This is a genomic window from Mucilaginibacter polytrichastri, from assembly GCF_001911425.1.
Lineage (GTDB): Bacteria > Bacteroidota > Bacteroidia > Sphingobacteriales > Sphingobacteriaceae > Mucilaginibacter > Mucilaginibacter polytrichastri.
Window position 1 is genome coordinate 3,540,205 of sequence record NZ_MPPL01000001.1, and the last position, 16,490, is coordinate 3,556,694.

General features: G+C 40.8%; 16 protein-coding genes and 1 tRNA gene. 12 read left to right on the top strand and 5 right to left on the bottom strand.

The annotated features are described in order from the left end of the window. The first annotated feature begins 12 nt into the window (after nucleotides 1-12). Together uxuA and RG47T_RS14980 are read left to right on the top strand one after the other, a co-directional pair. Entirely contained in the window at nucleotides 13-1,200 is a 1,188-nt protein-coding gene (uxuA, locus tag RG47T_RS14975) for a mannonate dehydratase (protein WP_074490223.1), read from the top strand. Nucleotides 1,201-1,209: 9 nt separating this feature from the next. Beyond that, on the top strand, nucleotides 1,210-2,313 hold the full coding sequence (locus RG47T_RS14980) for an alginate lyase family protein (RefSeq protein WP_083627421.1): 1,104 nt from the start codon (nucleotides 1,210-1,212) through the stop codon (nucleotides 2,311-2,313). Nucleotides 2,314-2,329: 16 nt separating this feature from the next. Here RG47T_RS14980 and RG47T_RS14985 read toward each other — a convergent pair whose 3' ends face one another. Next, the gene (locus tag RG47T_RS14985; protein ID WP_074490225.1) at nucleotides 2,330-2,791 is read right to left on the bottom strand and encodes a hypothetical protein; all 462 of its coding nucleotides are present in this window, start codon (nucleotides 2,789-2,791) and stop codon (nucleotides 2,330-2,332) included. Between the two features lie 251 nt (nucleotides 2,792-3,042). On the opposite strand from RG47T_RS14985, the gene RG47T_RS14990 reads away from it, so the two are divergent. Both RG47T_RS14990 and RG47T_RS14995 read left to right on the top strand, forming a co-directional pair. Further along, a tRNA-Arg gene (locus RG47T_RS14990) sits at nucleotides 3,043-3,116 on the top strand. A 430-nt stretch (nucleotides 3,117-3,546) separates the two neighbouring features. Next, complete coding sequence (locus tag RG47T_RS14995; RefSeq protein ID WP_074490226.1) at nucleotides 3,547-3,930, top strand: hypothetical protein; 384 nt, start codon at nucleotides 3,547-3,549, stop codon at nucleotides 3,928-3,930. A 54-nt stretch (nucleotides 3,931-3,984) separates the two neighbouring features. Here RG47T_RS14995 and RG47T_RS26120 read toward each other — a convergent pair whose 3' ends face one another. Next, nucleotides 3,985-4,140: a glycine zipper domain-containing protein gene (locus RG47T_RS26120; protein WP_171972538.1), complete on the bottom strand. Its 156-nt coding sequence runs from the start codon at nucleotides 4,138-4,140 to the stop codon at nucleotides 3,985-3,987. A gap of 319 nt (nucleotides 4,141-4,459) precedes the next feature. On the opposite strand from RG47T_RS26120, the gene RG47T_RS15000 reads away from it, so the two are divergent. Then, nucleotides 4,460-5,320 carry an N-acetylglucosamine kinase gene (locus RG47T_RS15000; protein WP_074490227.1) on the top strand — a complete coding sequence of 287 codons (861 nt, stop codon included), beginning with the start codon at nucleotides 4,460-4,462 and terminating at the stop codon, nucleotides 5,318-5,320. Nucleotides 5,321-5,394: 74 nt separating this feature from the next. Here the strand turns inward: RG47T_RS15000 and RG47T_RS15005 are convergent, their stop codons facing one another. Further along, on the bottom strand, nucleotides 5,395-6,093 hold the full coding sequence (locus RG47T_RS15005; protein WP_074490228.1) for an NUDIX hydrolase: 699 nt from the start codon (nucleotides 6,091-6,093) through the stop codon (nucleotides 5,395-5,397). Nucleotides 6,094-6,220: 127 nt separating this feature from the next. On the opposite strand from RG47T_RS15005, the gene pfkA reads away from it, so the two are divergent. From pfkA to RG47T_RS15025, 4 genes are all read left to right on the top strand, one after another. Then, nucleotides 6,221-7,207 carry a 6-phosphofructokinase gene (gene pfkA, locus RG47T_RS15010; RefSeq protein ID WP_074490229.1) on the top strand — a complete coding sequence of 329 codons (987 nt, stop codon included), beginning with the start codon at nucleotides 6,221-6,223 and terminating at the stop codon, nucleotides 7,205-7,207. A 13-nt stretch (nucleotides 7,208-7,220) separates the two neighbouring features. Then, complete coding sequence (locus RG47T_RS15015) at nucleotides 7,221-8,069, top strand: hypothetical protein (RefSeq protein ID WP_074490230.1); 849 nt, start codon at nucleotides 7,221-7,223, stop codon at nucleotides 8,067-8,069. Nucleotides 8,070-8,077: 8 nt separating this feature from the next. Beyond that, on the top strand, nucleotides 8,078-9,073 hold the full coding sequence (gap, locus tag RG47T_RS15020) for a type I glyceraldehyde-3-phosphate dehydrogenase (RefSeq protein WP_074490231.1): 996 nt from the start codon (nucleotides 8,078-8,080) through the stop codon (nucleotides 9,071-9,073). Nucleotides 9,074-9,180: 107 nt separating this feature from the next. Beyond that, on the top strand, nucleotides 9,181-9,939 hold the full coding sequence (locus RG47T_RS15025; protein ID WP_139235687.1) for a hypothetical protein: 759 nt from the start codon (nucleotides 9,181-9,183) through the stop codon (nucleotides 9,937-9,939). Nucleotides 9,940-9,947: 8 nt separating this feature from the next. Here RG47T_RS15025 and RG47T_RS15030 read toward each other — a convergent pair whose 3' ends face one another. Together RG47T_RS15030 and RG47T_RS15035 are read right to left on the bottom strand one after the other, a co-directional pair. Next, nucleotides 9,948-11,282 carry a MutS-related protein gene (locus RG47T_RS15030; protein ID WP_074490233.1) on the bottom strand — a complete coding sequence of 445 codons (1,335 nt, stop codon included), beginning with the start codon at nucleotides 11,280-11,282 and terminating at the stop codon, nucleotides 9,948-9,950. 63 nt (nucleotides 11,283-11,345) lie between these two features. Then, nucleotides 11,346-11,948: a thermonuclease family protein gene (locus RG47T_RS15035; RefSeq protein ID WP_074490234.1), complete on the bottom strand. Its 603-nt coding sequence runs from the start codon at nucleotides 11,946-11,948 to the stop codon at nucleotides 11,346-11,348. Between the two features lie 155 nt (nucleotides 11,949-12,103). On the opposite strand from RG47T_RS15035, the gene RG47T_RS15040 reads away from it, so the two are divergent. The 3 genes from RG47T_RS15040 (at nucleotide 12,104) to pgmB (ending at nucleotide 15,845) form a co-directional block, all read left to right on the top strand. Then, nucleotides 12,104-13,162, top strand: coding sequence for a hypothetical protein (locus tag RG47T_RS15040; RefSeq protein ID WP_074490235.1), 1,059 nt, complete (start codon nucleotides 12,104-12,106; stop codon nucleotides 13,160-13,162). 160 nt (nucleotides 13,163-13,322) lie between these two features. Then, entirely contained in the window at nucleotides 13,323-15,182 is a 1,860-nt protein-coding gene (locus tag RG47T_RS15045) for a glycoside hydrolase family 13 protein (protein WP_074490236.1), read from the top strand. 12 nt (nucleotides 15,183-15,194) lie between these two features. After that, a complete protein-coding gene (pgmB, locus tag RG47T_RS15050) occupies nucleotides 15,195-15,845 on the top strand; it encodes a beta-phosphoglucomutase (RefSeq protein ID WP_074490237.1) in 651 nt (216 codons plus the stop codon). Nucleotides 15,846-16,490 lie beyond the last annotated feature (645 nt).

The window sequence follows — 16,490 nt, forward strand, 5'->3', positions numbered from 1 at the left end:
CCGATTATAAAGATGAGTTTAGAACAAACATGGCGCTGGTACGGCCCCAATGACCCGGTTTCATTAGCAGACGTAAAACAGGCGGGTGCCACCGGCATTGTTACCGCCCTGCACCATATACCCAACGGCGAAACATGGCCGGTTGAAGAGATCCTGAAAAGAAAAGCAATAGTGGAAGCAGCCGGCCTTAGCTGGTCGGTAGTGGAGAGTGTACCCGTGCACGAGGATATTAAAAAACGTACCGGCAACTACCAGCTATACATTGATAATTACAAGCAAAGTTTAGCCAACCTGGGCCAATGCGGTATTAACACCGTTTGCTACAACTTTATGCCCGTGCTTGACTGGACCCGTACCGACCTGGATTACCCGATGCCCGATGGCTCGACCGCTTTAAACTTTGATCTGGCTTCGTTTGCTGCATTTGATATGCTGATACTAAAAAGGCCTAATGCAGAAAAAAGCTATACCGACATCATTATCGCTAAAGCAAAAACTTATTATGAAAGCCTGACCGAAGAGGCTAAAAAGCTGTTGGTAAAAAATATCATAGCTGGTTTACCGGGGTCTGAGGAGGGTTATACGCTGGAAGAATTTCTAAAGGTTTTAGCTTCGTATAATGAAGTTGGCCCCAAGGAATTAAAAGCAAACCTGGCCCATTTTTTACAACAGGTAATACCCACTGCCGAAGATGCCGGTGTAGTGATGTGCATCCACCCGGATGACCCGCCCTACCCTATACTCGGCCTGCCCCGTGTGGTAAGCAATGAACAAGATATTGAAGACATATATAATGCCGTTGATAGCCACAGCAATGGGCTAACCTTTTGCACAGGTTCATTTGGGGTAAATGCTGATAATGATTTGCCGGGCATGATTGAGCGCCTGGGTAGCCGCATCCACTTTATTCACCTGCGCAGCACCAAGCGCGATGAATACGGCAACTTCCACGAAGCCGACCACTTGGCAGGCGACGTAGATATGTATGCCGTAATGAAAGCTTTATTGGAAGAACAGCAAAAACGCATAAGCCAGGGCCGCAAGGATCTTGCCATGCCTTTCCGCCCCGATCATGGGCATAAAATGCTGGACGATCTGCATAAAAAAACCAATCCTGGCTACTCGGCAATTGGCCGTTTACGCGGGCTGGCCGAATTACGCGGTTTAGAACTAGGTATTAAAAAAGCATTTGGCTATTAATTTCTGTTGATGAAAAAGTTGTTGTTTGCTGTTGGGTTTATCGTCGTTATTATGAATGTAAAAGCGCAGGAAGTGAGTCTGAATAAAGACGAACTTAAAAAGTTAAAATCTATGATAGCCAAAGATGAAGCCTATCAAAAGGTTTACGAACCGCTCCAGTCTGCTGCAGATAAATCATTAACAGAGGAGCCGAACCCTATTGAAAAAATAACATCGCAGGGTTTATTGGAAGGTAATCCGGCCAAAACAGCCAGCTTAAAAGCAGTACAGGATTGTTATAAAGTATATGCATTGGCTTGGGCTTATCGCATCAGTGAACAAAAAAAATACATGGATAAAGCAACTGAATTTCTAATAGCCTGGGCCAAAACCAACAAAGCAACCGGCGACCCTATAGACGAGACCAAACTCGAGGATATGGTTACCGGTTATGACCTGTTAAGGAATAGTTTGTCCGCAGAAAATAAAACTTTGATCGACCAATGGTTTGTTAGTATTGCTGATTCTGAAGTAAACAGTATATCTGCCAAACCGGGCAAGGGTACAGCCATTAACAACTGGAACTCGCATCGTATAAAAATGATAACGCTGATTGCTTACACTCTGCACACCAGCAAATACGACAACTACATTACCACCGAACTAGAAAAGCAACTGGCGGTAAACCTTAATGCCGATGGTACCACGCACGATTTTATTGAGCGCGATGCCTTCCATTATCATACCTACGATATTGAGCCGCTGTTAGTTACCTGCATTGCGCTATACCGCGCCACGGGCAAAAACTATTTCGAGCACCAAACGCCCAAAGGCGCATCCATTAAAAAATGTGCCGACTTTATGATCCCTTACATGAACGGCGAAAAAACGCACAGCGAGTTTGTAAAGAGTACTGTACCTTTTGATAAAAAACGGGCCGAGAACCACGAAAAAGGCTATGAAGCGGGAACCTTATTCGAACCTAAAAACGGCATTTACCTGTTATCATTAGCAGCTTACTTCGACCCGGGCTATTTAACAACCATTAAACAAGCCGCAAAAAATCCGCAATATTTAAACTGGCAGCTGGTTTTAAATGAGGCACGAAGAACCGGCGTATTAATGAAGGATTAAAAATGCAATGAATAAATTAGTTCCCTTGTCTTGATGCCTTTTTTATTTTATTGTACAAATCGGGATATTTGTCATCATTAACAGTAACTAATATAACCCCGTATTTAGCTTCTGCACCGTACTTACTTGTGGTGACAGAATCTTTTAAAACAAGAATTGATTTTATAGCACCCGGTTCAATATAACTCATGCCGATAGTGCTTTTCATTTTAAACTCTTCATTTCTAGATTTTATTACATACAATGGCGGAGGCTGCAACAAAGCTGATTTACTGGGCATACAGACACGGATCATGACTTTGCCTGCAGCAGAATCGGCTTTGCCGTCCGAGGCTTTTGATATTACAGGAGCTACCTGAGCATTTGCCAAATGGCAAGCCATTAATAAACTTATTGTAAGCAATAAAAACTTCATAATCATTAACACCAAATGTATCCCCCAATTTACACATTTGCCCGGCAAGTAAAGCATATCCATATTTTATAGATGCTTTCGCAAGGCCTTCGTATTTTTTAAAGTCCCGGCTCAATACAAATGACAGTAAATTTATATTATTTATGCGTGTAAACGTTATACAGATTGTTCAGTTTTAACGCCATTTTACTCCAAATAAGGATTATGTAAATCTCCCGTTGCCTATTCTTTAAACCCAATACACCGAAATGTGATTTAATAGTTGCTTTAAAGGCACATTATTCTCATATTTGCACTCGCAAAATACTTGCGCTGGTCTCATAGCTCAGTTGGATAGAGCAACTGCCTTCTAAGCAGTAGGTCATTGGTTCGAATCCAATTGAGATCACTTTGTAAAGCCTTTTAACGATGAGTTAGAAGGCTTTTTTGGTTTCTCGGGGTTGCGGAAGCATATTGTAAAACTGCTGTTTGATAGTGCAATGTTAGTACATTGATAGTACACCTATAATACAACAAGGCAGCCGTAACCTTAAAATTACGGTTTACTTCAAAGTGCTTATTGATGATAATATCGGCATCATATTCCTTGATGAAGATGCTCACCTTGACTGTGACTGCTCTGCATTTGACAAGTTATCTGAAGGAAAGGCAGATCTAATAAATTTAACAATTTTGTACTTATAAGGGAAGGTACAAGAATCTCAAGTCAATCAACAAACTTAATACAACTACTTACAAGCAAGATGAAATTATAATTCATCTCAGCAATTACATTTTTTGATTATTATTGTTGTTGTCCTAACAAATGTAATAAAACCATGAAACGCAAAATAGTCCCAATCATCGTAATTGTTCTTATCCTGGTATTGTGTGGTATATTTTATTACCGCTATTATTTTGTTTTTGGCGATGGTACCAAAGCCGGGACGATGAACTATTTTGTACACAAAGGCTATATGTTTAAAACCTATGAAGGCAAGCTGATACAAACAGGCATTAAAGGCTCACCAGCCAGTACTATACAATCTAACGAGTTTTCTTTTTCTGTTACTGATCAAAAAGTAGCAGATCAGCTGAATAGAAGTGCCGGTGCTTTTTTGGAATTACATTATAAAGAGTACCTGCATACTTTGCCGTGGCGCGGGGTTAATGTATTTGTGGTAGATAGCGTTATCTCTGTAAAGCCCACTACGCCACAATAAGTTATTTTTGCGGTTGCATCAACAGGGTATATGATATTAAATTTTTGATGACGCTTACTGCCCGTCCTTCTTTTTTCTTGAATATAGCCCATCCAGCGCAACCCCGAAAACTACTCCGATAGCTATACCCAAACCAACGCTGCGCATGGCCAAACCTAATGCAAAACCAAGAGCCAGGCCTACCCCAAGTGAACCATTTCGCTTGTTCATAGCATAAAAATAATTAATTGCATTAATAAACTAATACGTACTACCGTTAAATTATAAACCAGAATATTTATTATTTTTAGAAAGTTATTTACAAACCCACAACATCGTAAAGTTGTTACTTTTGTTACGCACAGTGTAAAATTTACACTGTATAACACCTGGGGCTTAATAAAAAAACTAATTTCATATATGCCCTAATTAATCATTAGAAGGGCTATTGTTAATCAAATGTTAAGGGTTTTACGTAAAAAAAGTACAAAGTGTTTTTTTTACAATTAGTAAATCATACTTTTAACAGATTTTTAAATAAAATACTATCATGATAATCATCGCTGACGGCGGCTCAACAAAAACAAACTGGTGTTTGGTTACAGAAGAAGGTAAAAAAGTTTACTTTAATACTGAAGGTTACAATCCTTATTTTGCAAGTACTGAGTACATCATTCAATCACTAAACGAAAGCTTACCTATTGATCTTGAAAAAGACCAAATTACAGAGGTTAACTATTACGGTGCGGGCTGTTCTGTACCAGAGAAAAACAAAATTGTTGAGGAGGCCATGAAAGCGGTATTCACCAAAGCAAAAATTAACATAGGCCACGATTTACTGGCTGCTGCAAGAGCTTTACTTGGCAACAACGAAGGTTTTGCCGCTATTTTAGGTACAGGCACTAATTCCTGCATTTACGATGGTAAAAAAATTGCCCACAATATTGACTCTGGCGCTTACATTTTGGGCGACGAAGGCAGCGGTTGCTACATCGGTAAAAAATTACTGGTTGATTATTTAAGAGGTTACATGCCAGAAGCTGTACGCAGCTTGTTTTGGGAAACCTTTAAACTTACGCCAGACGAGGTTAACGATCGTGTTTACTCACAACCATTAGCAAACCGTTTTTGCGCAAGCTTCAGCAAGTTTGTTTATGATAACAATGTACACATCGAATACTCACGCAACCTGGTACGTACCTCATTCGAAGACTTTTTCCGTAACCTGGTAACTCATTACCCTGATTATAAAAAATATACCTTTAACTGCATCGGTTCTGTGGGTTACAATTTCCGCAACGTGCTGGAAGAAGTGGTTACAGAAAACGGCATGGTAGTGGGTAACATCATCCGCTCGCCTATAGATAGCCTGGTAAAATACCACCTGGAGCTTTCTCCAAGCCAGTTATAAGATTAAAAAATCATACCACATAAAAAAGGCGTTAATTAACATTAACGCCTTTTTCTGTTTCAGTTACCCTGGTTTTAACTCTCTACCGTAGTCAGTTCGTTCTGAAATATTTTGGTGTATTTACGCTTGTCAAACTTATAAAGCTTGGCCGCACGATATGATACGCCTTTCTGTTTTTCGTCCAGCTCTTTCAAAAAACCGTAGCTCAGCATCTTTTTTCTGAAGTTGCGCTTATCCAGCTTTTTATTCAGAATGGCTTCGTAAAGCATTTGCAGTTGCGTAAGCGTAAACTTTTCGGGCAGCAGTTCAAAGGCAATCGGCTGATAGCTCAACCGCCTGCGAATTTTGTTGAAGCCTGTTTTAAAAATTTCGCTGTGGTCAAAAGCCAGTTTGGGTAATTCATTTACCGGGTGCCAGAATGCTTTTTTGGCATATTGCGTTACCGGCCTCAATTCTTTTTGGCCATTTATGCGTATTAATGCATAATAAGCAACAGTAATAACGCGCCCTTGCGGGTGCCGGTTTACCTCGCCAAAGGTATGAAACTGCTCCATATGCAAATCGCGTAAGCCGGTTAGCTCGTACAATATACGCTCTGCAGCGGTGTCAATACTTTCGTTTTGTTCCACAATATAACCGGGCAATGCAAGCCAATCTTTAAATGGCTCTTCATTACGCTCAATTAGTAATATCTTTAGCTCTCCTGCATCGAAGCCAAATATTACACAGTCAATGGAAAAGACGGAATCGAATTCAGGTAATTTAACTTCCAAACTATTTTAGGTTTTATTAAGGATTTAAATATAGTTGTAATTTTGAAATGGAAAAAAATAAATAAAAATTACATCGTGTTGAATATACACATTATCTTAGGGCGAATTTTCCGGGATACCTGAAAACATGAGTAAAATAAAAAAAATAGCTGTTTTGACCTCCGGTGGCGACGCCCCGGGCATGAATCCCTGTATAAGAGCGGTTGTACGTACCGCCATTTACCATAAACTTGATGTTGTTGGTATAAGACAAGGCTACCAGGGTTTAATTGATAACAACATGTATGACATGTCGCCACGGTCGGTGAGTAACATTCTCGACCTCGGCGGCACCATCCTGAAAACTGCGCGTTGCCTGCCTTTCCGTACCGATGAAGGTATGGAGATAGCTTATAACAACCTTAAAGCGCAGGGTATTGAAGCATTAGTTGTAATAGGCGGCGATGGTACCTTTACCGGTGCATTGCGTTTTTCTAAAAAATATCCGGACATAGCCGTTATGGGCGTACCGGGTACCATTGATAACGACCTTTGCGGCACCGATTATACTTTAGGTTTTGATACCGCCACCAATACAGTTATCGAAGCCCTGGATAAGATCCGCGATACGGCCGATGCGCACGACCGCTTGTTCTTTATTGAGGTAATGGGCCGCGACTCTGGCTGCATTGCTTTGCGTGCAGGCATATCCTGCGGTGCAGAAGCCATATTATTGCCAGAAAAAGAAACCGCCATACACGAACTGATAGCAAGCCTGAAAGCCGGCGAACACAATAAAAAATCATCAAGCATTGTTATTGTGGCCGAAGGCGATAAACACGGTGGCGCCTACGATGTGGCCCAAATGGTGAAAGAAGAAATTAAAAACTACGACGTTAAGGTTACCATATTAGGGCACTTACAGCGCGGTGGCAGCCCAAGTGCTTTCGATCGTATTTTGGGGAGCCGCTTAGGTTATGCTGCCGTTTTAGGATTAATTAATGGCGAGACACAAAAAATGGCAGGCCTCAAAGGTAATTCTGTCAGGCTTACCTCGTTAGAAGAGGCCTTAATGGTACATGAGTACAAATTGGAGGAAGATTTGATGCAGATGGTAGAGATCTTATCAATCTGACACAAAGAAACGAATGATTGCAGTAGTATATAGCGGATCGCACATAGCCGACTGGCGCTTGTCAAGCAAGGGTAAAACAATTGCGTCTTTTAAAACAAGCAGCATCAACCCGCAGTTTAATGATGAGAAGCACATTCTGCAATTGCTTAATAAAAACATTAACCTCATACACCACGCCGAAGAAGTAAAGCGATTATACTTTTTTAGCGCAGGCGCGTCAACTGCGGAATTAAAAGATTTGATTAACAAATCAATGTCTGCTTTTTTTAAATTTGCCAAAATATCTGTTGAGCACGATATGCTGGCTGCCGCTATTGCCTGTTGCAAAAACAGCCCCGGCATTGTTTGCATTTGTGGCAGCGGTTCAAACGCAGCCTGGTATGATGGCAAAAAACTTAAACCCAACAATTACGGTTTAGGCTATATACTTGCCGATGAAGGATCGGCCAATTGGCTGGGAAGGCAATTGATAAAGGCTTTTATGAATGAAACACTGCCTGAAAATTTAAAAAAGAAGTTTGAGCACCGCTACGATGCCGACCGTAAAACTATTCTCGAAAAAGTTTACCGTTTGCGCCAGCCTGCCCTGTTTCTAAGTTCCTTCACAGATTTTTATACAGAGAACCATGCCGACCCTTACATTAAAAATAAGATAAAGCAGGGCTTTGAGTTACTGATCGACACCTATTTGCTGCCTTTACAAAACGAGTATCCAGGCACACCTGTACATTTTACAGGTTCTGTTGCCGCTATTTTTCAGGAGGAACTTCGCGAAGCAACCGCAGCAGCAGGCATAGAGGCCGGTAACATTATCAGAGAACCTATCAATAATTTATTAACGTACTATTCAAATAAAAATTAAAAAAAATCATGAAAATAGGAATCAACGGCTTTGGCCGTATCGGCCGTCTGGCATTCAGAGTTGCAATTGAAAGACCTGATATTGAAGTTGTAGGTATTAACGACCTTATTGAGCCGGATTATATGGCTTACATGTTAAAATACGATTCAACTCACGGTAAATTCACTGGCACTGTTGAAGTTGAAGGTGGCCACCTGGTTGTTAATGGCAAAACCATCCGCGTAACTGCAGAAAAAGACCCGGCTAACCTTAAATGGGGTGAAGTTGGTGCTGAGGTTGTTATCGAATCAACCGGTTTATTCTTAACTCAGGAAACTGCTCAAAAACATATCGATGCAGGTGCTAAAAAAGTAGTTATGTCTGCACCGGCAAAAGATGATACCCCTACTTTCGTAATGGGTGTTAACCACAAAAGCCTGAAAGCTGAGCAAACTATCGTTTCTAACGCTTCATGTACTACCAACTGTTTAGCGCCAATTGCTAAAGTATTAAACGATAAATTTGGTATCGAAGAAGGTTTAATGAGCACAATCCACGCTGTTACTGCAACGCAGAAAACAGTTGATGGCCCGTCTGCTAAAGACTGGAGAGGTGGCCGTGGTGCTTACCAAAACATCATCCCTTCATCAACCGGTGCTGCTAAAGCTGTAGGTTTAGTATTACCAGAATTAAAAGGTAAATTAACCGGTATGAGCTTCCGTGTACCGGTTGCAGACGTATCTGTTGTTGATTTAACTGTACGCTTAAAAACTCCTGCTACTTACGAGCAAGTTAAAGCTGCTATGAAAGAAGCTTCTGAAGGCGAAATGAAAGGCATCCTTGGTTACACTGAAGATGAAGTTGTATCTGAAGACTTTAAAGGCGATTCACGCACTTCAATTTTTGATGCTAAAGCAGGTATTGCTTTGAATGATAACTTTGTTAAAGTTGTATCTTGGTACGATAACGAGTGGGGTTATTCAAACAAAATCATTGACTTAGTTCAAGAGATCGGTAAACTGTAATTAGTTTCCAAACATATTCAAAAGCCGTTTCGATTAATGTTGGGACGGCTTTTGTATTTTACAATATTCAAAAACAGCTATCTTAGTTGCTTATATACCTCCCTACCGTGAAAAGAATAGCTTATATTATCTTATTGCTTTTTGTTATTTCTAATTGCCTTGCTGATGTACCTGTTAAAGTCAGAAAAAGCTATAAGCACATAGTAAAATTGATAGAAGAAAAAAAAGCAGATGAGTTATCAAAACTCATCTCATATCCGCTTAAAAGACAAAATCCATTGCCGGATATAACAAATGCCAAGGCTTTCATCGCATATTACAATATATTATTTGATGATGCCTTTAGGAAGAAACTACGATCTTACAATGACTCTGTAATATTTAATCACAATGCACAATACGGATTAGTTGGAGGGATTTTTAACGGTGATATGTGGATTGGCGACGATGGGAAAATTGTAAGTATTAATTATAGCTCAAAACAAGAATTAAAATTAAAAGATCAACTAACAAAGCAAATCCAAAATAAAATGCATCCAAGCGTTAACTCGTGGAAAGAGAATATTTGGGTAGCAAAATCTAAAAATCTCTTAATCAGAATTGACGAAACCAATAAAGGGTTCAGATATGTATCATGGAGCCATGGACATTCAATCTCCGATAAGCCAGATTTAATTTTATATCATGGAAAAGAAGAAGCTCAAGGCACCATGGGTGGGTGGACTTATACATTTAAAAGTGGTGACTGGACTTACGAGTTTGATGATGTAGAAATGTGTGAAACCGATGATAAATGCGGTTTATTTCTCAGGATGTATTATAAAGATGATGTTAAAAGCGCCATTAGACTCACAGCAATTAAATAAGTAGCGTCTCATTTATTCCCCATCGCCTTATCAATTAACTCAACAATTCCCTCATTTTTAACAATCCATAAACCTAGCCGCTCGTCTGTAATACCATCTTTAAGTTGGTAGCTATAAGTAGGAGTTTCATTATTAAAGGATGTCTCCATATACTTAAAGTTGATATTGGGTGTATGGACCAGATCTTTCGCCACCTCTACAATATGGGTCGAGATCACAAAAAAAGTATTTTTTAATTTAGAGAATGCCGAGATAATTAATAATGAAGCATCATAAGCATCTTTTACATTAGTGCCTCTAAACAGTTCGTCAAAAATCACAAGCATATCCTGCGATTCATTCAGTTTTTGCGCCACATGTTTAACCCGTAAAACTTCGCTGTAAAAATGGCTGTGCCCTAATTGGATATCGTCCGAAAGATTGATTGTTGTAAATAATCCTTTAAACGTACTCGTTTCCATATAAGCAGCCGGAACAGGGAACCCTAGTTGAGATAAGTAGACAGAAACCCCGATAGCTTTTAATAAGGTTGATTTACCGGCCATATTAGTACCCGTAACAAAGCAGATGTTTCGAGCATTGTCAAACTCAATATCGTTAATAACCGGGTTGTGGATAAAGGGATGAAATAAGCCTTCAATATAAAGTATCTTTTTCCCTCCGTTGTTAATAACCGGCAGGCTAAAACCCAATCGCTTACCCTGTAAACTTACAGATGTGTATACATCCAATTGATAAACAATATCCAGTAAGGCCTTAATACTATCCCGCTTTAGGTGGCGAAACAAATAATCGGCATAGGTAATATTTAAGGCGCTTAAATTTTCTTTTACTGTTAATTGTTTAACCGTTTCAAAATCTTTATCATCCAAAATTTGGGTAATACTTGTATGAATGTCTTTCAGCAATTTTGGCAGTGTACCAGAGTTGGTAGCATTAGTAAACTCGCTGAGCTTATTCAGCAATTCGAGGATACTCCTAACCCCTTGTTGAATCACATAATATTCACTTTCCTTATAAAATACATGAGTAACCCGGTTTAACAGGTTTAACATTTTAGGAAAAGCACGTGGCTTTCCATATTGCATTAAGTAAAAATCGGCAAAATCGCACGCTACTCTATCAATAACAAACTCAATATCGGTTTTTTGAAAATAACTAAACGCATCAATGCGTTGCTGTATCTCGTCAGGATTGGTTAAAGGATTATTGAATATATTATTGAATTTCTCTTGTCCTTTCAGGGTTTGAGCACAATCAAAAAGAGCGCGTATTGATTGATTGGCGCCATTTTGAAAAATAGCCAAGTCTTTAAGCGTTTGATTATCGATCTCAAATTGCATAATAGTGTAATATGCTAAATATTAATAATTTATGCTCATAAACTCCAATAATCTACAACTTAATCATTTACTGTATTCAAAAGCCGTCCCAATGGTATCAGGGCGGCTTTTGTGTTTCCTCCCCCTTCGCTTGCGCGGCGTATACTTTTGCCGGGCCTTTGGCTGTACCTGCCCCCGCTTATCCCGCCTAAATTCCCAGGGCGGTGTAGGGTTAGCATCCTGCCATAAACCCAATTTCTGCATTTGTGCTTGTTGTTGATAACCAGCCAGTATCGGGTTGTTTTTAGAGTATTGGCTATATTGCCAGGCATAGCCGTTTTTCACCAGTTCGTAATTCACATTGGTGCCATTATCTAATATTACCAGGGCAATGGTGCGGCCATAACGGTCGTGTTCGTTGCCTTGTAATTTAACACCTTTGCCAAAGCACAGGTTGGCAGTAAACTGCCTGGCAGCCTGCCCAAAAGCCTGGCTTTTTTCGGGGCAATCAACCTCGGCCAATCGCACGGTAATCATCTGGTTATCCTTTGTCAGCACAACAATGGTATCACCGTCTTTAATCTTCACCACTTTTAGCAGATCGGGCGCTGTTTGGGTACAGCCTATTGGTAGGCATAACAACAGGCATAAGATCAGCCTTTTATAAAAATCAAGTTTTCGGTACATATCTGACTGGCAATTATAGGCTGGCGAAGTGCAAAAACATTGCTTTGTATCATTTATTTTACAATATTTTCTTGCACTATATAAAATATAAACAAAAAAATGTAAATTGGCTATGCGATACTCTAACTGACTTTTTACTATTGATTGACCATCAAATGATTATTAATTATTTGCTGCGGTCGCCCGAACCTTCTATTCAATATAAGGTTCGTGTGAATGTATTGGGCGAGGACCCCAATTCGACGGCAATTCAACAACTTCAACAAGAGGTTAAAGCCTCCATGCGCGTAAAAAAGCTGCTCTCACGGCAGGATGCAAGCGGTAAAATTATATCGCAGCGCAATATTTACGATAAGTGGCAGGGTGCCCATTGGATCCTGGCATCCCTGGCCGATATTGGTTATCCCCCAAATGATCCATCCTTAATCCCCGTGGCCGATCAGTTATTGGATTTCTGGCTCTCAGATCAGTTTCAAAACGAGTTTATTGCCGAAACCAAGTCAAAGGCTTACCAGCAAATGGGCATCCCGGTAATGCAGGGCAGGCACCGCAGGTGTGCCTCGCAACAAGGCAACCTGCTTTATATGTTGTTAAAATTAGGGATAAACGATACCCGCATAGATGAGTTATTTCAGCGCCTTATTAAGTGGCAATGGCCCGATGGCGGCTGGAACTGCGACAAAAACCCCAATGCCAACAACTCATCCTTTATGGAGACATTACTCCCCCTTCGCGGCATCTCATTGTATGCCCAAACAACAGGCAATACAGAGGCTAAGGTGGCGGCCGAAAGAGCAGCAGATATTTTCCTGAAAAGGCATCTTTACAAAAGCCAGCAAACCGGCCAAATTATCCACCCCGAATTTACATTACTGCATTACCCGCTATACTGGCATTACGATATACTGGGTGGTTTAAAGGTAATGGCCGAGGCTGGTTTTATTAATGATGAACGCTGCAATAGCGCACTCGATCTGCTACAGCGCAAAGAGCTGGCAAAAGGCGGCTGGCCGGTAGAAAGATCGCACTATAAAACCTCAAACATGCTTCACCTGGGGGCCGATTATGTAAGCTGGGGAGCAACCAGTAAAACCAGGCTTAATGAGTGGGTAACCGCGGATGCATTATCTGTGTTGAAAGCGGCAGGCCGTATCTCGCCGGGCAATGTTTTTGCCGAGCGTAACGAAGGCGTAGAAGATTACTCCCAAATATAATATTTGAAAGCCGTACAGTTCCCATAAAAAAACAGCCGGCAACGAGGTATTCAAACAATTTTTACTTTTTCTTACGGAGAATCAATTTTATTATAAATTTGAAATGCGGAAACGGCTTTGTCGGTAACGCCCAATTACAACCCGAATAAAATTGAAATTCATGAAAAAATCGTTACTGCTTACTGTGTGCTGCGTTATGCTGGCATTTGGTCTTCGTGCTCAAATACCTGCGTTAGAACGCATAGAACCCATGTTTTGGTGGGCTGGCATGGCAAACCCTAACCTGCAATTAATAGTGCATGGTAACAATATTGCAAGCCGCCAGGTGCAGCTTTCTTACCCTGGTGTAAAGCTGGTGGCAGTGCATAAAGTCGAAAATTCTAATTACTTATTCATCGATCTTAAGCTTTTTTCCGGTATAGTACCGGGAACGTTCCCGATAAAATTCGTTAAAAAGGGCGAAAAGGATTTAACTTACAGCTACAGTATTAAGGCACGCAATCACGATGCCAACCGGATACAAGGTGTAACCAATAAAGACCTTATTTATCTGCTGATGCCAGATCGCTTCTCTAACGGCGACCCTGGCAATGATACCAAAACAGGCATGCTGGAGCAAGGCGTAAACCGCGACTCTATGTATGCCCGCCACGGCGGCGATATCCAGGGCTTAATGAACCACCTGGATTATTTGAAAGATCTGGGTGTGACAGCCGTTTGGATGACCCCCGAAATTGAGAACGATGAGCCCCACGCCTCTTATCACGGCTATGCAGTAACCGATTATTATAAAATAGACCCGCGCTATGGTACCAACGAGCTTTATAAGCAATATGTAGAGAAGTGCCACGCCATGGGCCTAAAGGTTATTAAAGATTTGGTGCATAACCACATAGGCACAGAATCTTACCTGATCAAAGATATGCCGATGAAAAGCTGGGTACACCAGTGGCCAAAATACACCAACTCTAACTTTAGGGATATGGCCGTAGAGGACCCGCATGGCTCGGCATTGGATAAAAAGATTATGCTTGATGGCTGGTTCGACCACCGCATGGCAGATCTGGATGAAACCAACCCTTATGTACAAAACTACCTTACCCAAAACCATATCTGGTGGGTAGAATATGCCGGTATAGATGGGTTCCGCCTGGATACTTACCCTTATAACGATGCCGCTTACATGGCTAAATGGGCACAGGATGTAACTAAAGAATTTCCGCGCCTTTCTATTTTCGGCGAAACGCTGGTGTGGAGCGTGGCCAACCAGGCTTTCTTTGTACAGGGCGACAAGGTGAACCGCGGTTTCGATACCCATTTGCCGGGCGTTACCGATGGCGTAGTAAAAGATGCCATTATAGAAACCCTGAATGGTAAAGAAAGCTGGACAGACGGTGTTAACCGACTATACGCCGTACTTGCGCAAGATTTTTTATATGCCGACCCAACCAAGAATACCATCTTTTTGGATAACCATGACATGAGCCGCTTCTTATCAACCGTACATGAAGACTATGCCAAATATAAATCGGGCATGGCCATGCTGCTTACGCTGCGCGGCGTACCTCAGCTATATTATGGCGATGAGATTTTGATGAAAGGCGAATCGAACCCCGATGGCCTGGTTCGTGAAGATTTTGCCGGTGGATGGAAAGGCGATAAGGCTAATAAATTTACCGCTGCAGGGCGTAACGAGAAAGAAAATGATGCTTTTAACTATGTACGTAAACTGGCTAATTACCGCAAAAATACCACTGCTTTACAAACCGGTAAATTAATGCAATTTATACCGCAAAAAGGTATTTATGTGTACTTTAGATACGACGATAAAAAATCTGTAATGATGGTTTATAACAGCAACGAAAAAGAAGCAAGCACCACTACCGATTATTTTGCCGAACGCATTAATGGTGCAAAAAAAGCCAAAAATGTAATCAGCGATGAAACAATAAATTTAGATAAACTGACTATTCCCGGCAAATCAACCTTAATACTGGAACTTTTGCCTGCAACCAAATAATAAAATACCACAATGACTGATATTAAAGCCTGCATATTCGACCTCGACGGAGTGATTGTTGATACTGCAGTTTACCACTATAAAGCCTGGAAACGCCTGGCTAACGAACTGGGTTTCGATTTTACCGAAGAACAGAACGAGCAACTAAAAGGCGTGAGCCGTGTACGTTCCCTGCAACTTATTTTAGGCTGGGGCGGTGTTACCAAAACCGAAGCCGAGCAAACCGAACTGGCTACCCGCAAAAACGACTGGTATGTGGACATGATTAACCAGATGACCCCGGCCGAGATACTGCCCGGTGCATTGGATTTCCTGGAAGCATGCCGCGCAGCAGGTTTAAAAACTGCATTAGGTTCGGCAAGTAAAAACTCCATGACCATTTTAAACAAGGTTGGCATTGCCCACCTGTTTGATACCATTGTTGATGGTAACCACGTGAGCGCACCAAAACCAGATCCCGAAGTATTTTTAAAAGGAGCCGAAGCATTAGGGGTATCCCCTACCGAGTGCGTTGTTTTTGAAGATGCTATTGCCGGTGTACAGGCTGCCAAAAATGGCGGCATGAAAGCCGTGGGTATCGGTTCGCCGGAAACATTGAGTCAGGCTGATTTGGTGGTTAGCGGTTTGGATAAGATGACGATTGAGAAATTGAAAGAATTATAAGAACGATTTACTAACCACCTTGCCATTCTGAGTGTAACGAAGAATCTTCTGCGCCATCAAAGCTCAACACTTTGCAATCGAAGAAGATTCTTCACTACCGTTCAGAATGACAAAAGGGAGTAAACAATAAAAAAGATACTTATTACAAAAAATTATAAAAACCGTCTTGTCATTCTGAGTGTAACGAAGAATCTTCTACATCATCAAAGCTCAACACTTTGCAGGCGAAGAAGATTCTTCACTATCGTTCAGAATGATAAAAGGGGGTAAACAATAAAAAAGATACTTATTACAAAAAATTATAAAAACCGTCTTGTCATTCTGAGTGTAACGAAGAATCTTCTGCACCATCAAAGCTCAACACTTTGCAATCGAAGAAGATTCTTCACTATCGTTCAGAATGACAAAAGGGGGTAAACAACAAAAGAGATACTTATTACAAAAAATTATAAAAACCGTCTTGTCATTCTGAGTAACGAAGAATCTTCTGCACCATTAAGGTTCAACACTTTGCAGGCGAAGAAGATTCTTCACTATCGTTCAGAATGACAAAAGGGGGTAAAAAATAAAAAAGATACTCATTACAAAAAATTATAAAAACCGTCTTGTCATTCTGAGTGTAACGAAGAATCTTCTGCACCATCA

Excerpts from the sequence above, each read along its gene's own strand:
- RG47T_RS15040 (WP_074490235.1), top strand. The coding sequence starts at position 12,104 with ATGATTATTAATTATTTGCTGCGGTCGCCCGAACCTTCTATTCAATAT.
- RG47T_RS14995 (WP_074490226.1), top strand. The coding sequence starts at position 3,547 with ATGAAACGCAAAATAGTCCCAATCATCGTAATTGTTCTTATCCTGGTA.
- pfkA (WP_074490229.1), top strand. The coding sequence starts at position 6,221 with ATGAGTAAAATAAAAAAAATAGCTGTTTTGACCTCCGGTGGCGACGCC.
- pgmB (WP_074490237.1), top strand. The coding sequence starts at position 15,195 with ATGACTGATATTAAAGCCTGCATATTCGACCTCGACGGAGTGATTGTT.
- RG47T_RS14985 (WP_074490225.1), bottom strand. The coding sequence starts at position 2,791 with ATGGATATGCTTTACTTGCCGGGCAAATGTGTAAATTGGGGGATACAT.
- RG47T_RS15045 (WP_074490236.1), top strand. The coding sequence starts at position 13,323 with ATGAAAAAATCGTTACTGCTTACTGTGTGCTGCGTTATGCTGGCATTT.
- RG47T_RS15015 (WP_074490230.1), top strand. The coding sequence starts at position 7,221 with ATGATTGCAGTAGTATATAGCGGATCGCACATAGCCGACTGGCGCTTG.
- RG47T_RS15030 (WP_074490233.1), bottom strand. The coding sequence starts at position 11,282 with ATGCAATTTGAGATCGATAATCAAACGCTTAAAGACTTGGCTATTTTT.
- uxuA (WP_074490223.1), top strand. The coding sequence starts at position 13 with ATGAGTTTAGAACAAACATGGCGCTGGTACGGCCCCAATGACCCGGTT.
- RG47T_RS14980 (WP_083627421.1), top strand. The coding sequence starts at position 1,210 with ATGAAAAAGTTGTTGTTTGCTGTTGGGTTTATCGTCGTTATTATGAAT.
- RG47T_RS26120 (WP_171972538.1), bottom strand. The coding sequence starts at position 4,140 with ATGAACAAGCGAAATGGTTCACTTGGGGTAGGCCTGGCTCTTGGTTTT.
- RG47T_RS15000 (WP_074490227.1), top strand. The coding sequence starts at position 4,460 with ATGATAATCATCGCTGACGGCGGCTCAACAAAAACAAACTGGTGTTTG.
- RG47T_RS15035 (WP_074490234.1), bottom strand. The coding sequence starts at position 11,948 with ATGTACCGAAAACTTGATTTTTATAAAAGGCTGATCTTATGCCTGTTG.
- gap (WP_074490231.1), top strand. The coding sequence starts at position 8,078 with ATGAAAATAGGAATCAACGGCTTTGGCCGTATCGGCCGTCTGGCATTC.